A 16,677-nucleotide genomic window follows, 5' to 3' on the forward strand; every position below is an offset into this window, starting at 1 on the left:
CCGTGCCGTATAGGTCGTTATACACCGAACCCGGGTCAGCTGCCCGGCTGGGGCACGCCCGGCGCGGGAGACTGGGCGTTGCCCGCGATGCCGTACCGCCCGGTGCCGCCGTCCAGCTGTTCCTTCAGCGCCAGCACGGTGCTGATCCGCCCCGCGGCCGTGTTCGCGTTGTCCACGGTGGACAGGATCGACGTGGCGGACGTGTCCGCCCGCACGAAGCCGATCGCCCCGGTGCCCTCGGCCGACGCCGGGTCGCCGGCCAGCACCGTGCCCGCTCCGGAGCGGTCCAGCTGCGCGGCGAACCGCGCCAGGGTGGCGGCCTTGTCGCCCGCGCCGTCGCCCGTCGCCTGGCCGCCGGTGAGCACCAGCGCCAGCTGCCCCGGCCCGATGCCCGGGCTGGCGTTCACGAACCCACCGTCCTGCAGGCCCGCGATCGCCGCGGACAACTCGTCCGTGGTGGACTGCGGCTGCGCGGTGTCCTTGTTGAGCAGCAGCACCGAACCCACGAGCGCCCCGGCCAGCGTGCCCGGGTCACCGGCCGTCGGGAAGGTCGAGCCCGCGGGCTGCAGCCGGGTCACGACCTGGCGCAGCTGGTCGGACTTGGCCGGGTCGGTGAAGGAGTCGGTCAGCTGCAGCTCCCCCGAGACCCGCGCGCCGGACTGCTCCACGAGCTGCCGCAGCGCGTCGCGGTCGGCCGGGTTCGCCTCCTGGGTGGTGATCAGCACGACCGAACGGCGGTCCAGCGCGCCCGCGACGACCTTGGGGCCGACCGAGGCGGCGAAGGCGTCCGCATCGGACAGTCGCGCGTTGAGCTGGTTGCGCTGGGCCTCCAGATCGGACACCTGGCCGGCGAGCTTGCCCTTCTCGTCGGACAGCCCGGACAGCAGCGCCCCGTTGAGCGCCGTCGATCCGAGCACGACACCCACGGCCAGTGCCAGGAACACCGCCGCGATCGAGACGATGTGGTACCGCAGAGAAATCACGTGAAGAGCCCCTTGACCCAGCTTGCGAAGGAATCCCAGGTGGAGCGCGCCCAGTCGAGGTAGGCCCCGCCGACGTCGGACATGAGCAGCGCGACCGCGACCGCGACGAGCGCGGCGACCACCAGCAGCACCACCGCGCCCAGGGACACGCGGCTGCGGTGCAGGGCGGCGACCGCCTTGCCGTCCACGAGCCGGGTGCCGAGCTTGAGCCGGGTCAGGAACGTCGACGGGTTCGACCCGGACCGGCCGTGGTCGAGGAACTCCCGCAGCGTCGCCTGGAAGCCGACCGTGACGACCAGCCCCGCCTCGTGGGTGTCGGCGAGCAGCAGCGCGAGGTCCTCGGGGTTGCCGGACGCCGGGAACGTGACCGCGCCGATGCCGAGGTCCTGGATGCGCGCCACACCGGGCGCGTGCCCGTCGGGCTGGGCCGGGACGACGACCTCCGCGCCGCACTTGAGCGTCTCGGCGTCGATGCCGAACGGGTCACCGACGATGATGTCCGGCTGGTAGCGCTGGGCGCGCAGCGTGTCCGCGCCACCGTCCACACCGATCAGCACCGGCCGGTGCTCCGCGATGTACTTCTTGAGCGCCTTGAGGTCCTCGGCGTGCCCCTTGCCGGGGGCGACCACGAGCACGTGCCGGTCGCGCAGCGGCACCCGGACCTCCGGCACGCCGACGCCGTCGAGGATCAGCGTGCGCTCGCGGCGCAGGAACTCGATGGTGTTGGCGGAGAAGGCCTCCAGCTGGGTGGACATCCCGGCCTTGGCCTCGATCATCTGGTCGGCCACGCTGTCGGGTGTCTGCTCGGTGCCGCTGGCGAGCTGCTTGTCGCCGGCGTAGACCGCGCCCTCGTGCACCCGCACCCGGCTGCCGTCCTTGAGCCGCCGCAGGATCTCGCCGCCGACGTTGTCGACCAGCGGGATCCCGGCGTTGACGAGGATCTCCGGCCCCAGGTTGGGGAACCGCCCGGAGATCGAGGGCGAGGCGTTGACGACGGCGGCGACCTCGGCCTCGACGAGCGCGTCGGCCGTGGTGCGGTCGAGGTCGATCTGGTCGAGCACGACGATGTCGCCGGGACCGACGCGGCGCAGCAGGTCCCGCGTTCGCCGGTCCACCCTGGCGACGCCGACGACGCCGGGGAGGGCCTCGGTGGTGCGCGAGAGCAGACCGGGAAGCTTCATGTGCCCGATGGTGACAAACACCGGCCGGTTGCCGCGCCGCAACACGCCGTAAGCGATCCGGTTTCTCGGGGTGATCTTGAGATCGCGACCGGTGCGTGTGGACGGTCAGCGCTTGGCGCGCTTGCCCTTCTTGCGGGGTTTCACCGCCGCCTGCTTGTCCGCGTCGGCCACGGCGAGCAGTTCCTCCGCGTGCGCGCGGCCGGACTCGGTGCTCTCCATGCCGGCCAGCATGCGGGCCAGCTCGACCACGCGCTCGGACTTCTCGAGCGTCTTCACGTCGCTGCGCGTGACGCCCTCGGCGGTGCCCTTGTCGACCACCAGGTGCCGGTCGGCGAACGCGGCCACCTGCGGCAGGTGGGTCACGACGAGGACCTGGTGGGTGCGCGCCAGCCGCGCCAGGCGGCGCCCGATCTCGATCGCCGCCCGGCCGCCGACACCGGCGTCCACCTCGTCGAACACCAGTGTCTGCACGGTGTCCGCGTCGGCGAGCACGACCTCGATCGCGAGCATCACGCGGGACAGCTCACCGCCGGAGGCGGCCTTGTGCACCGGCATCGCCGGGGCCGCCGGATGCGCTTTCAGCATCAGCTCGACGTCGTCGACACCCGAGCTGCCCGCGTGCACCAGCTCGCCTTCGACGCGCAGCGCCTGCGGGTCGGAGGGATCCGTGCCGCGCCGCCGCACCGTCACCTCGATCTGCGCCGCGCCCATCGCGAGCCCGGCCAGCTCCTCGGTGACCGCACCGGCCAGCTCGGCGGCCGCGACCGCGCGGGCCCGCGAGACGACCGCGGCGTGTTCGGCCAGCCGCCCGGCCAGCTCGTCACGCCGGGCGGCCAGCGCCGCCAGCGCCTCCTCCGAGGTGTCCATCGACTCCAGGCGTGTCCGCGCGTCCTCGGCCCAGGCCAGCACGCCGTCGACGTCGGCCGCGTACTTGCGGGTCAGGGTCTTCAGCTCGGCCTGGCGCGCGAGCACCTGCTCCAGGCGCGCGGGGTCGGCCTCCAGCCCGTCCAGGTAGCCGCCCAGCTCGGCGCCGACGTCGTTGAGCAGCATCTCGGCCTCGGCCAGGCGGGGTTCCAGGTCGCGCAGCGCCGAGTCGTCGGCGCTCGCCAGCCGCCGCCGGGCCTCGCCGATCAGGCCGAGCGCGCCCGGCTGGTCCGGATCGCCGTCCGCCGCACCGGACACCGCCGCCTGCGCACCGCTCGCCGCCGTGCGCAGCTCCTCGGTGGCGGTCAGCCGCTTGACCTGCTCGGCCAGCTCGGCGTCCTCCCCCGGCTGCGGGTCCACCGCGGCGATCTCGTCCAGGCCGTGCTTGAGCAGGTCGGCCTGCTGCGCCATCTCGCGCGACCGGCTGGTGCGCTCGGCCAGCTCGGTGACCACCGCCAGCCACTCGTCGCGGACCGCGCGGTAGGCGGCCAGCGGCGCGGCGACGTCGTCCCCGGCGAAGCGGTCGAGCACCTCACGCTGCTCGGACGGCCGCAGCAGCCGCAGCTGGTCGTTCTGCCCGTGCACGGCCAGGAGGCGGTCGGCCAGGTCGGACAACACGCTCACCGGCACCGAACGGCCGCCCAGGTGGGCACGCGAGCGCCCGTCGGACCCCACCGAGCGCAGGGTGATCAGGCTGCCGTCCTCGTCGGGCTCGCCGCCGGCGTCGGCCACGATGCGGGCGACGTGCTCGGCGAACACACCCTCGAACCGCCCCTCGACGCTCGCCCGGCCGGAGCCGTTGCGGACCTTCGACGCCTCGGCGCGTCCCCCGGACAGCAGGTGCAGCCCGGTGACCACCATCGTCTTGCCGGCGCCGGTCTCGCCGGTGACCACGGTGAATCCCGGGTGCAGTTCGAGCAGGGCGTCCTCGATCACTCCGAGGCCCTGGATGCGCATCTCGGCCAGCACGGGGACCACCGTAGCGCTCCGCTCCGACAATCCGTGACGGACTCGCCTCAGCGCGCGTGCCGCTCCCGCCAGCTCTTGACGGGCAGCGCGAACTTGTGGACCAGGCGGTCGGTGAACGGGCCCGGGTGCAGGCGCACCAGCCGGACCGGCACCTCCCCCGCGACCACCTCGACCCGCGCGCCGCGGGGCAACGCGATGTGCCGCAGCCCGTCGCAGGTCAGGACCGCCGGCGAGCCGTGCGGATCGACCCCGACGGTGATCACCGAGTCCCGCGAGACGACGAGCGGCCGGGAGAACATCGCGTGGGCGTTGCTGGGCACGACGAGCAGCGCCTCGACGTCGGGCCAGATGATCGGCCCGCCCGCGGAGAACGCGTAGGCCGTCGACCCGGTCGGAGTGGCGCACAGCACACCGTCGCACCCGAACGCCGACACCGGACGGCCGTCGACCTCGATCAGCGCGTCCAGGATGCGCTCGCGGGTGCTCTTCTCGACGCTGGCCTCGTTGAGCGCCCACGTCCGCGCCACGATCCGGTCCTCGACCGACACCGTGACGTCGATCGTCATGCGCTCCTCGACGGTGTAGTCGCGCGACACCACGCGGGCCACGGTTTCGGTGAGCGCGTCGGAGTCGGCCTCGGTGAGGAACCCGACGCGGCCGAGGTTGACCCCCAGCACGGGCACCCGCGCCGGGCGGGCCAGCTCGGCCGCCCGCAGGAGAGTGCCGTCACCGCCGAGCACCAGGACCAGCTCGGCGCCCCGCGCCGGGTCGTCGTGCGGCGCGACCAGGCTGCACAGCTCGTCGAAGGACTCGTGCTCGATGAGCTCCTTGACCTCGTCGTCGATGACCCGCAGGCCGATGCCGGCTTCGGCGAAGCGGGTGGCGACCTCGCGGGCGGCGTCCTTGGTCGTCTCGCGGTCGGGGTGCATGACCAGCAGCACCTCGCGGGTTTCGCTCACTGGGGACCCTTCTCGACCGCTTCGCGGACCAGCTGTTCGACGTCGGTGCCGGGCGCCGGGTCGCGCCGCAGCCAGACGAAGTATTCGACGTTGCCCGACGGGCCCGGCAGCGGGCTCGCGACCGCGCCGTGGGGGTGCAGGCCCAGCCCCGCCGCGGCGGCGAGGACGTCGAGGACGGCGCCGGCGCGCAGCTGCGGGTCCCGGACCACACCGCCGCTGCCGAGGCGTTCCTTGCCCACCTCGAACTGCGGTTTGACCATCGGCACCAGGTCGGCGTCGTGGTGGGCGCAGGCCAGCAGCGCGGGCAGGACCAGGCGCAGGGAGATGAACGACAGGTCTCCGACGACGAGGTCGACGGGGCCGCCGGTCTGCTCCGGGGTGAGGGTGCGGACGTTGGTCTTGTCGAGCACCACGACCCGCTCGTCGGTCTGCAGGCGCCAGTCGAGCAGGCCGCGGCCGACGTCGGCGGCGACCACCTCACGGGCGCCGCGGCGCAGCAGGACGTCGGTGAACCCGCCGGTGGAGGCGCCGGCATCCAGGCAGCGTTTGCCCTCGACCGACAGGCCGGCCGGTTCGAAGGCCTCGAGCGCGCCGAGGAGCTTGTGAGCGCCGCGGGAGGCCCAGCCGGGGTCGTCGGAGGCCTTGACCACGATCGGCGCGCCGGGTTCGACGCCCGTGGCGGGTTTGCTGGCGACCATGCCGCGCACGGTCACCTTGCCCTCGCTGATCAGCGTGCTGGCGTGCTCGCGGGACCGGGCGAGGCCCCGGCGCACCAGTTCGGCGTCGAGCCGGGCCCTGCGGGGCATCGGCTCACACCTTGTCGATGCTGGACAGCGCGGCGGTCAGCGCGGAGTGCACGGTGTCGAAACGTTCGACGTGCTCGGCGAGCGGGACCTGGTCCAGGTCGTCGAGCGCGGCCATGGCGTCGGCGATCCCGGGCCGCGGGTCGGCCGGGGGCGCGGCGCCCGGCGGCGGCCCGGGCACCGGCGGTCCGGGCGTGGGGCGCGGCTGCGGACTGGGTTGGTGCTGCACGGTCACCACGCTAACGGATCGGTTCGCCACCGGTGGGGAGCCCCAGCTCGGTGAACGCGGCCGTGGCGCGCTCGCCCCCGGGTCGCAGCGCGGTGACGCCGGTGTCCCAGGCGACGGCGCACAGGGTGCGCAGGAGCGCCAGCGGGGTGCCGTCCCCGTCCGCGACGAGGGTGTCGCCGTGCGGGCGCACCTGCCAGCCGGGCTGCGGCGCGATGCGCAGCTCGCCTGGGGGTTCGGCGAGGGCGCCGAGGTCGGCGCCCAGGTAGGTGGGGCGCTCGGCCGGGGCCGCGGCGACGAGGGTGGCCGGGGTCGCCACACCGGTGAGCACGCACAGCGAGTCGACCCCGGCGGTGACGGCTCCCGCGATGTCGGTGTCCAGCCGGTCGCCGACGGCCAGCGGGCGGCTCGCGTTCGCCGAGGCCGCCGCCGTGTGGAACAGCGGGGCCTCGGGCTTGCCGGCCACCTCGGGGGTGGCGCCGGTGGCCGTGCGCAGTGCGGCGACCATCGATCCGTTGCCGGGCAGCAGGCCGCGCTCGGTGGGCAGGGTGGTGTCGACGTTGCAGGCGACCCAGAGGGCGCCGGCGCGGATCGCGACGCAGGCTTCGGCCAGGTCGGCCCAGCCGGTGGCGGGGTTGTGGCCCTGCACGACGGCGGCGACGTCGCCACCGTCGTCGCCGGCCTCGCGCACGGGTTTGAGGCCGGCGGCGGTGATCTCGTCCTCGAGCGCGGGTGCGCCGACGACGAGGACGGCCGAGCCGGCGGGCAGCCGGTCGCCGAGCAGCTTCGCGGCTGCCTGGGCGCTCGTGCTGACCTCGTCCGGCGCGGCGTCGACGTCGAGTGCCCGCAGGTGCGCGGCGACGTCCCCGGGTGCCTTGGACGCGTTGTTGGTCACGAACCGCACCGGGGTGCCCTGCTCGCGCAGGCGGCGGATCGCCTCCGCGGCTCCCGGGATGGGCCGGGCGCCGTGGTAGACGGTGCCGTCGAGGTCGAGCAGGAACGCGTCGTAGGCGGTCCGGAGGGCGTCAGCCATTCGCCAGCTCCGCGGCGCGCTCGGCGGCGTCGGTCTCGTCGTCCTCGTCGGCCTCGGCGGCGTGCAGGAACCAGCGCAGCGCCTCGTCGGTGCGCCCGGCCGCCACGAGGTTGTCGGCGTAGGCGTAGAACAGGCGGGCGCTCCACGGGTCGCGTTTGCGCGGGTCGAGGTCGTCGCCCTGCAGGGAGACCACGGCGGCGTCGACCTGGCCGAGGTCGCGTCGCGCCCCGGCGGCGACGATCTTCAGCTCGATCTCGACGTCGCGCGGCAGCTTGTGGCCCTGCATCTCCTTGGCGAGGTCGAGGGCCCGCTCCGGCCGGCCGAGGGCGCGTTCGGCGTCGGCGATGACGGCGATGTGCTGGTCGGTGCGGGTCATCCGGCGGACGGCCCGCAGCTCGGCGAGGGCTTCCTGCCAGCGGCCGGCGTGGTAGGCCACCAGGCCGAGCGCTTCGCGGACGATCGGCACGCGGGAGGCGCGGGTCTTGGCGTACTTCGCGTGCGCCAGGGCGGCCTCCGGGTCGGTGTCGATGAGGTTCCCCGCGGCGACCAGGTGCTTGCCGACGGTCTCCGCGAGCGACTTCGGGAGGGTGCGCAGCTCGCGGCGGGCGTCCGGGTCGAGGTCGCTGAACTCGATGTCCTCGGGCAGTTCGGGGGCTTCGAGGAGTTCCCGGGCGAGGGTGGCGTCGTCGAGGTCGCGGCCCCGCCCGGGCCGGCGGTCCTCGCCGCGGTTGCCGCGTCGCCGATCGCGGAACTCGGCGTCCGCGATCTCCACGTGGTCCTCCCGGGCGACCGGTTCGGTCACGGCGGCGTACTCGTCCTCGGCCAGCGCCTGGATCTCGTCGTCGGAGGGGAGGTCGGCATCGTTGGCGCGGGCGTCGCGCTCGCTGGCACCTCGCGGTTCGCGCTCGTCGGCGCGGGCGCCGGCCTCGTCGGCGCGGGTCTCGCGCTCGGTGACACCTCGCAGCTCGCGCTCGTCGGCGCGGGTCTCGGCCTCGCTGGCGCGGGGCTGCGGCTCACTGGCCGATCCGGTCTCGGCCTCGGCGGCGCCGGTCCCGGCCGCGTTGGCGCGGTTCTCGGCGTCGGTGTCGGCGGGCTGTTCAGCCGTGTCGCCGGGTGCGCCCGGCTCGCCGGCGATGCCGGCTTCCCCGGCGTCGGCGGGGGCAGGCCCGGACCGGGCGGCGGCCGCCGTGGCCGGGTCCTCGCGGATCGTGTCGGCCGCCCGCTCCTCGACCGCGGTCTCGTCGAGGCCGGTGACGGTGCCGTCCACCTCGCCACTCGGCCGATCGTCGCGGCGGTACTCGCGCCCGGAGGTCCGGCTGTCGTCGCGTTTGCCGTAGGCGCCGCGGCGCTCGTCGGAGGAACGCCCCTCGCGGTCGCCATAACCGCCACGACGCTCGTCCGACGAACGCCCTTCGCGGTTGCCGTAACCACCACGGCGCTCGTCAGAGGAACGCCCCTCCCGGTTGCCATAGCCGGCACCGCGACGGTCACCGAAGGAACTGCCCTTGCGGTCGCCGTAGCCGCCGCCACGGCGGTCGTCGGAGGGACGCCCCTCACGGTCGCCATAGCCACCCCGGGCGCCGGACGAACGACCCGGCCGGTCGCCGTAGCTCCCGCGACGGTCGTCGAACGAACGCCCCTCACGGTTGCCGTAGCCCGCACGGCGGTCATCGAAGGAACGCCCCTCGCGGCTGCCGTAGCCCCCACGGCGCTCGTCCGACGAACGCCCTTCCCGGCTGCCGTAGCCCCCACGGCGGTCATCGAAGGAACGCCCCTCGCGGCTGCCATAGCCGCCACCGCGCCGGTCGTCGGAGGGGCGGCTTTCGCGGTTGCCGTATCCACCGGTGCGGCGGTCGCCAGAGCCGCCACCACGGCGGTCGTCGGTGGGGCGGTTGCCGCGCTTGTCGTCGCGGTTCCAGCCCGGCCGGTCGTCGCGGCCGGCGCCCCGGCGGTCGTCGTCCCGCTTCCAGCCGGGGCGGCTGTCGGAGCCACGACGCTCGTCGTCCCGCTTCCACACGGGACGGTCGCCGCGCTGGTCGTTGCCGCGGTTCCAGCCGGGCCGGTCGCCGCGGCCGCCACGGCGGTCGTCGTCCCGCTTCCACACGGGACGGTCGCCGCGCTGGTCGTTGCCGCGGTTCCAGCCGGGCCGGTCGCCGCGGCCGCCACGGCGGTCGTCGTCCCGCTTCCACGCGGGACGATCACCACGGCGGTCGTCGAAGCCGCGGTTACCGCGCCGGTCGTCGTCACGGCCCCGGTCGCCGAAGCCGCGGCTGCCACCACGGCGGTCGTCATCGCGACCGCGGGCACCGAAGCCGCGGTTACCGCGCGAGTCGTCATCGCGACCGCGGTCGCCGAAGCCGCGGCTGCCGCCACGGCGATCGTCGTCGCGGGCGCGGTTCGCGCTGCCGCCGGAGGCGCGATTGCCTCCACGGCGGTCGTCTTCGCGGTTCCAGCCCGGGCGGTCTCCGCCGGAGCGCCCGCTGCGCTGGTCGCCGAAGTCGCGGCCACCGCGCTCGCGGTATCCGCTTCCGCGGCGGTCACCGCCGTCGCGTCCGCTGGATCGGTTGTCGTCCTGCCGGCCATATCCGCCCGACCGGCCACCCTGCCCCGCTTTGCCTCGCGGGGTGCCTCGCTGCGCTCCCGAACGCCCTGTACCGGGAGCCGAATCGCGGCGCCGGGGGCGATCGGATGCGGCGTCGTCGAAGTCGCGCCGCCCGAAGTCCGCCACCTGGGCCTCCTCTTTCTACGTTGTGAAGATCGATAAACACGCCAAGGGCCCGTCAGGCGAGCCAATCGGCTATCCTAACGGGCCCTTGGGAAAGGGTGTTCGGCGGTGTCCTACTCTCCCACACCCGCGAGGGTGCAGTACCATCGGCGCTGGCAGGCTTAGCTTCCGGGTTCGGAATGGGACCGGGCGTTTCCCTACCGCCATGACCACCGAAACTCTCCGAAACAACACCAGAAGTTTCCGGTGTGGTGTTTCAGAGTTGCAGAGCGGATGCGTAGCAGCTTTGTGGGCAAGTCCTCGGCCTATTAGTACCAGTCCACTCAAAAACACATTACTGTGCGTCCATGTCTGGCCTATCAACCCAATCGTCTCTTGGGGGCCTTAACCCACAAAGGGGTGGGAGACCTCATCTAGGAACAGGCTTCCCGCTTAGATGCCTTCAGCGGTTATCCCTTCCGAACGTAGCTAACCAGCCATGCCACTGGCGTGACAACTGGCATACCAGAGGTTCGTCCGTCCCGGTCCTCTCGTACTAGGGACAGCCTTCCTCAAGTCTCCTACGCGCGCGGCGGATAGGGACCGAACTGTCTCACGACGTTCTAAACCCAGCTCGCGTGCCGCTTTAATGGGCGAACAGCCCAACCCTTGGGACCTACTCCGGCCCCAGGATGCGACGAGCCGACATCGAGGTGCCAAACCATGCCGTCGATATGGACTCTTGGGCAAGATCAGCCTGTTATCCCCGGGGTACCTTTTATCCGTTGAGCGACATCCCTTCCACCAGGAGATGCCGGATCACTAGTCCCTGCTTTCGCACCTGCTCGACCCGTCAGTCTCACAGTCAAGCTCCCTTGTGCACTTACACTCAACACCTGATTGCCAACCAGGCTGAGGGAACCTTTGGGCGCCTCCGTTACCTTTTAGGAGGCAACCGCCCCAGTTAAACTACCCACCAGGCACTGTCCCTGAACCCGATCAGGGCCCTAGGTTAGATTCCCAATCCGACCAGAGTGGTATTTCAACAACGACTCCACCCGAACTAGCGTCCAAGCTTCACAGTCTCCCACCTATCCTACACAAGCCGAACCGAAAACCAATACCAAGCTATAGTAAAGGTCCCGGGGTCTTTCCGTCCTGCCGCGCGTAACGAGCATCTTTACTCGTAGTGCAATTTCACCGGGCCTGTGGTTGAGACAGCCGGAAAGTCGTTACGCCATTCGTGCAGGTCGGAACTTACCCGACAAGGAATTTCGCTACCTTAGGATGGTTATAGTTACCACCGCCGTTTACTGGCGCTTAAATTCTCAGCTTCGCCCCCCGAAGAGAGCTAACCGGTCCTCTTAACGTTCCAGCACCGGGCAGGCGTCAGTCCATATACATCGTCTTACGACTTCGCATGGACCTGTGTTTTTAGTAAACAGTCGCTTTCCGCTGGTCTCTGCGGCCAACTCACCCTAGCCCGCACGGGGCTTCAAGTGCTTTGGCCCCCCTTCTCCCGAAGTTACGGGGGCATTTTGCCGAGTTCCTTAACCACAGTTCACCCGACCGCCTTAGTATTCTCTACCTGACCACCTGTGTCGGTTTGGGGTACGGGCCGCACATGTTCTCGCTAGAGGCTTTTCTCGGCAGCAGAGGATCACCCTACTTCGCCTCAACGGCTACGCATCACGTCTCAGACTCTATGAGCAGCGGATTTACCTACCACTCGTCCTACACGCTTACACCAGTACAACCACTCACTGGCGGAGCTACCTTCCTGCGTCACCCCATCGCTTGACTACTACACACTCAGGCCCCACGCTCACCACCATTGGCCCGAAGGCCGCCGGCAGCTCGGGTGGTTAGTATCATGCGCCTCGTCATGGGCGAACATACGCGGGTACGGGAATATCAACCCGTTGTCCATCGACTACGCCTGTCGGCCTCGCCTTAGGTCCCGACTTACCCTGGGCAGATTAACTTGACCCAGGAACCCTTGGTCATCCGGCGGCAGAGTTTCCCACTCTGCATTCGCTACTCATGCCTGCATTCTCACTCCCACACCCTCCACGACTCGCTTCCGCGGCCGCTTCTCTGGATGCAGGACGCTCCCCTACCCAACAACACCACTGCACACAACACTCAAAGCATTGCGCGGATGTATATGTGTCATTGACACGGCTTCGGCGGTGTACTTCAGCCCCGCTACATTATCGGCGCAGGACCACTTGACCAGTGAGCTATTACGCACTCTTTCAAGGATGGCTGCTTCTAAGCCAACCTCCTGGTTGTCTCGGCGACCCCACATCCTTTCCCACTAAGCACACACTTAGGGGCCTTAGCCGGTGTTCTGGGCTGTTTCCCTCTCGACGACGAAGCTTATCCCCCGCCGTCTCACTGCCGCACTCTCACGTGATGGTATTCGGAGTTTGGTTGACTTCGGTAACCCGGTAAGGCCCCTAGGCCATCCAGTAGCTCTACCCCCACCACGAAACATGCGACGCTGCACCTAAATGCATTTCGGGGAGAACCAGCTATCACGGAGTTTGATTGGCCTTTCACCCCTACCCACAACTCATCCCCCAGGTTTTCAACCCTGGTGGGTTCGGCCCTCCACGAGGTCTTACCCTCGCTTCAGCCTGGCCATGGGTAGATCACTCCGCTTCGGGTCTAGACCACGCGACTCACACGCCCTATTCAGACTCGCTTTCGCTACGGCTACCCCACACGGGTTAACCTCGCCACGCAGCACTAACTCGCAGGCTCATTCTTCAAAAGGCACGCCATCACAAAACCAAAGCTTCGCTCTGACGGCTTGTAGGCACACGGTTTCAGGTACTCTTTCACTCCCCTCCCGGGGTACTTTTCATCTTTCCCTCACGGTACTCGTCCGCTATCGGTCACCAGGAAGTATTTAGGCTTACCGAGTGGTCCCGGCAGATTCACAGCAAATTCCACGAGCTCGCTGCTACTCGGGAACACCACCACACAACACCAACACAGCTTTCGCGTACGGGACTCTCACCCACTCCGGTCCACCATCCCAGGCGGTTCCACTAACTGCGCGGCATCATGCCAGGAGTGTCAGCTCCTGGAAGGCAGGTCCCACAACCCCGCACACACAACCCCTGACAGGTATCACATGCGCACGGTTTAGCCTCCTCCGCTTTCGCTCGCCACTACTCACGGAATCACTAGTGTTTTCTCTTCCTACGGGTACTGAGATGTTTCACTTCCCCGCGTTCCCTCCACGCACCCTATATATTCAGATGCGGGTAACACCTCATAACAGGTGCTGGGTTTCCCCATTCGGACACCCTCGGATCACAGCTCGGTTGACAGCTCCCCGAGGCTTATCGCAGCCTCCCACGTCCTTCATCGGCTCCTGATGCCAAGACATCCACCATGTGCCCTTAACAACTTGACCACAAAGATGCTCGCATCCACTCTGCAATTCTCAAACACCACACCCAGAAACAACACACGTGTTGCCTCAGGACCCAACAGCGTATCAACAAGCACCCACCACCCACACCGTGGACCCTCGTTCCACACCAACCGAAGCCGGCAGTACTAAACGAACCCTTGGTACAAGCGATGAGCATCAGCCAGCCGTCCACAATTCCTCGAGCAACCAGACAACACCACACACGGGCGTTCAGCCTGGCCACTCCACGTCCCACCACAGTGAGCGTGGATGTGTTGTGCTCCTTAGAAAGGAGGTGATCCAGCCGCACCTTCCGGTACGGCTACCTTGTTACGACTTCGTCCCAATCGCCAGTCCCACCTTCGACCACTCCCTCCCCGCAAGCGGGGTTGGGCCATGGGCTTCGGGTGTTACCGACTTTCATGACGTGACGGGCGGTGTGTACAAGGCCCGGGAACGTATTCACCGCAGCGTTGCTGATCTGCGATTACTAGCGACTCCGACTTCACGCAGTCGAGTTGCAGACTGCGATCCGAACTGAGACCGGCTTTAAGGGATTCGCTCCACCTCACGGTATCGCAGCCCTCTGTACCAGCCATTGTAGCATGTGTGAAGCCCTGGACATAAGGGGCATGATGACTTGACGTCATCCCCACCTTCCTCCGAGTTGACCCCGGCAGTCTCCCGCGAGTCCCCGCCATTACGCGCTGGCAACACAGGACAAGGGTTGCGCTCGTTGCGGGACTTAACCCAACATCTCACGACACGAGCTGACGACAGCCATGCACCACCTGCACACCGGCCACAAGGGGGCCGACATCTCTGCCGGTTTCCAGTGCATGTCAAGCCCAGGTAAGGTTCTTCGCGTTGCATCGAATTAATCCACATGCTCCGCCGCTTGTGCGGGCCCCCGTCAATTCCTTTGAGTTTTAGCCTTGCGGCCGTACTCCCCAGGCGGGGCGCTTAATGCGTTAGCTACGGCACGGACAACGTGGAAGTCACCCACACCTAGCGCCCAACGTTTACAGCGTGGACTACCAGGGTATCTAATCCTGTTCGCTCCCCACGCTTTCGCTCCTCAGCGTCAGTATCGGCCCAGAGACCCGCCTTCGCCACCGGTGTTCCTCCTGATATCTGCGCATTTCACCGCTACACCAGGAATTCCAGTCTCCCCTACCGAACTCAAGCCTGCCCGTATCCACTGCAGGTCCGGAGTTAAGCCCCGGATTTTCACAGCAGACGCGACAAGCCGCCTACGAGCTCTTTACGCCCAATAATTCCGGACAACGCTTGCACCCTACGTATTACCGCGGCTGCTGGCACGTAGTTAGCCGGTGCTTCTTCTCCAGGTACCGTCACTTACGCTTCGTCCCTGGCGAAAGAGGTTTACAACCCGAAGGCCGTCATCCCTCACGCGGCGTCGCTGCATCAGGCTTCCGCCCATTGTGCAATATTCCCCACTGCTGCCTCCCGTAGGAGTCTGGGCCGTGTCTCAGTCCCAGTGTGGCCGGACACCCTCTCAGGCCGGCTACCCGTCGTCGCCTTGGTAGGCCATCACCCCACCAACAAGCTGATAGGCCGCGGGCCCATCCCGTACCGCCGAAACTTTCCACCCCTGCGGATGCCCACAAAGGTCATATTCGGTATTAGACCCCGTTTCCAGGGCTTATCCCAAAGTACAGGGCAGGTTACCCACGTGTTACTCACCCGTTCGCCACTCATCCCCGGCCGAAACCGGTTCAGCGTTCGACTTGCATGTGTTAAGCACGCCGCCAGCGTTCGTCCTGAGCCAGGATCAAACTCTCCAACAATGTCAGAAAATCAAACCCGGCTATGATTCATAGCCTCAAAGGAACCCACAAAGGGTTCTAGCTAATCAAACTGGCTTTAGCTCATCAATACACTGTTGAGTTCTCAAACAACACGTTTTGTTGTGTCACCCGACGACCCCGACCAGCAACACAGAGCCTCGCGACTCCAATTCGCAGCGGTTTCGTCTAGCGGCGGTCACCCACTCTACCACCCGAGGTGGGAGCTTGGTTCGTGACCCCCCGCCCGGTACCCCGTGCTCCTCGGCCTCGCGGCTCCGGCCCGGTCTCCCTGGCGACGAAGAGAAGATTACATGGTCGGAAACCCCCCTCGAACAGGGGGGTCCCTAAACCGCGAAACCCCAGGTCAGGCCAGCAATCGGACGCCGGCGGTGTTCCGCTTGCCGCGGCGCACGACCAGCCACGTCCCGTGCAGCGCGTCGGTCCGCTCCGGCCGCCACTCCTCGTCGGCGATCTTCGCGTTGTTCACGTACGCACCGCCCTCCTTCACCGTGCGCCGGGCCGCGCCCTTGCTGTCGACGAGACCGGTGGCGACGAGCAGGTCGACGATGGTGGGGTCGTCGGCCAGGCGCACCTCGCCGGTGGGCACCTCGCCCATGACCGACTCGAGGGTGCGCGCGTCCAGCTCGGTCAGTTCTCCCCGGCCGAACAGGGCCTGGCTGGCGTTGATCACCTGGCGCGTCTGCTCCTCGCCGTGCACCAGGGTGGTCAGCTCCTCGGCGAGCCGGCGCTGGCCGGCGCGCAGGTGCGGCTTCTCCTGGGTCAGCTGGGCGATCTCGTCGATCTCCTCGCGCGGGACGAACGTGAGCATGCGCAGGTAGGGCACGACCTCGGCGTCCGCGACGTTGACGAAGTACTGGAACCACGCGTACGGGGAGGTCATCTCCGGGTCGAGCCAGAGGTTTCCGCCGCCGGTGGACTTTCCGAACTTGCGCCCCTCCGAGTCGGTCACCAGCGGCGTGGTCAGCGCGTGCACGGCGGCCCCGTCGACCTTGCGGATGTAGTCCACCCCGCCGACGATGTTGCCCCACTGGTCGGAGCCGCCGATCTGCAGCTTCGTCCCGTACTGCCGGTGCAGCTGCAGGTAGTCGTAGGACTGCAGGAGCAGGTAGCTGAACTCGGTGTAGGAGATGCCGTCGGTGGCCAGGCGCCGCTTGACCGTCTCCCGGGCCAGCATGACGTTGACCGAGAAGTGCTTGCCGACGTCGCGCAGGAAGTCGAGCGCGGAGAAGTCCTTGAACCAGTTCAGGTTGTTCTCGATGACCGCACCGGTCGGCGAATCGTCGAAGGTCACGAACTTCTCGAGCTGCACCCGGATCTTCTCCAGCCGGGCGGCCGTGACCTCCCGGCTCACCATGGTCCGCTCGCCGACGTCCCGCGGGTCGCCGATCTGCCCGGTGGCCCCGCCGCCCAGCACGATCGGGCGGTGACCGGCCCGCTGGAACCGCGCCAGCGTCAGCAGCTGGACGAGGTGACCGGCGTGCAGGCTCTCCGCGGTCGGGTCGAAACCGCCGTAGAGGGTGAGCGGACCGGCGTCCAGATCCTTCCGCAGCGCATCGAGGTCGGTGGACTGCGCGATCAGTCCGCGCCAGGACAGTTCGTCGAGGATGTGTTCGCTCACGTCTCGATACTCCCG

10 protein-coding genes and 3 rRNA genes are annotated in these 16,677 nt (G+C 68.5%); 1 reads left to right on the forward strand and 12 read right to left on the reverse strand.

Going from position 1 to position 16,677, the window contains the following annotated elements; all coding sequences use genetic code 11:
* Positions 1–35: 35 nt before the first annotated feature.
* The 8 genes from FB470_RS30630 to FB470_RS30665 form a co-directional block, all read right to left on the reverse strand.
* Positions 36–983, reverse strand: a complete 948-nt coding sequence (locus FB470_RS30630; protein ID WP_306997111.1) for a copper transporter — start codon at positions 981–983, stop codon at positions 36–38.
* A complete protein-coding gene (steA, locus tag FB470_RS30635) occupies positions 980–2,164 on the reverse strand; it encodes a putative cytokinetic ring protein SteA (RefSeq protein WP_306997113.1) in 1,185 nt (394 codons plus the stop codon). Before steA ends, FB470_RS30630 begins: the two co-directional genes overlap by 4 nt.
* Positions 2,165–2,269: 105 nt before the next feature.
* The gene (recN, locus tag FB470_RS30640; RefSeq protein ID WP_306999573.1) at positions 2,270–4,057 is read right to left on the reverse strand and encodes a DNA repair protein RecN; all 1,788 of its coding nucleotides are present in this window, start codon (positions 4,055–4,057) and stop codon (positions 2,270–2,272) included.
* A gap of 47 nt (positions 4,058–4,104) precedes the next feature.
* Entirely contained in the window at positions 4,105–5,016 is a 912-nt protein-coding gene (locus FB470_RS30645; RefSeq protein WP_306997115.1) for an NAD kinase, read from the reverse strand.
* Positions 5,013–5,822, reverse strand: coding sequence for a TlyA family RNA methyltransferase (locus FB470_RS30650; RefSeq protein ID WP_306997117.1), 810 nt, complete (start codon positions 5,820–5,822; stop codon positions 5,013–5,015). The genes FB470_RS30645 and FB470_RS30650 overlap by 4 nt, the downstream gene beginning before the upstream one ends.
* A 4-nt stretch (positions 5,823–5,826) precedes the next feature.
* Positions 5,827–6,048: a hypothetical protein gene (locus FB470_RS30655; RefSeq protein ID WP_370876612.1), complete on the reverse strand. Its 222-nt coding sequence runs from the start codon at positions 6,046–6,048 to the stop codon at positions 5,827–5,829.
* 10 nt (positions 6,049–6,058) lie between these two features.
* Entirely contained in the window at positions 6,059–7,078 is a 1,020-nt protein-coding gene (locus FB470_RS30660) for an HAD-IIA family hydrolase (RefSeq protein ID WP_306997121.1), read from the reverse strand.
* Positions 7,071–7,880, reverse strand: a complete 810-nt coding sequence (locus tag FB470_RS30665; protein ID WP_306997123.1) for a tetratricopeptide repeat protein — start codon at positions 7,878–7,880, stop codon at positions 7,071–7,073. Before FB470_RS30665 ends, FB470_RS30660 begins: the two co-directional genes overlap by 8 nt.
* Between FB470_RS30665 and FB470_RS30670 the strand changes: the two genes are divergently transcribed.
* A complete protein-coding gene (locus FB470_RS30670) occupies positions 7,851–9,842 on the forward strand; it encodes a hypothetical protein (RefSeq protein WP_306997125.1) in 1,992 nt (663 codons plus the stop codon). The genes FB470_RS30665 and FB470_RS30670 overlap by 30 nt on opposite strands.
* A 61-nt stretch (positions 9,843–9,903) precedes the next feature.
* Here FB470_RS30670 and rrf read toward each other — a convergent pair.
* The 4 genes from rrf to tyrS form a co-directional block, all read right to left on the reverse strand.
* Positions 9,904–10,020, reverse strand: a 5S ribosomal RNA gene (gene rrf, locus FB470_RS30675).
* Between the two features lie 71 nt (positions 10,021–10,091).
* Positions 10,092–13,212: ribosomal RNA gene (locus FB470_RS30680) — 23S ribosomal RNA — on the reverse strand.
* A gap of 288 nt (positions 13,213–13,500) precedes the next feature.
* Positions 13,501–15,023: ribosomal RNA gene (locus tag FB470_RS30685) — 16S ribosomal RNA — on the reverse strand.
* The 16S, 23S and 5S rRNA genes sit together here, the layout of an rRNA operon.
* 364 nt (positions 15,024–15,387) lie before the next feature.
* On the reverse strand, positions 15,388–16,662 hold the full coding sequence (gene tyrS / locus FB470_RS30690; RefSeq protein WP_306997127.1) for a tyrosine--tRNA ligase: 1,275 nt from the start codon (positions 16,660–16,662) through the stop codon (positions 15,388–15,390).
* Between the last annotated feature and the right edge of the window lie 15 nt (positions 16,663–16,677).

The organism is Amycolatopsis thermophila, assembly GCF_030814215.1.
Classification (GTDB): Bacteria; Actinomycetota; Actinomycetes; order Mycobacteriales; family Pseudonocardiaceae; genus Amycolatopsis_E; species Amycolatopsis_E thermophila.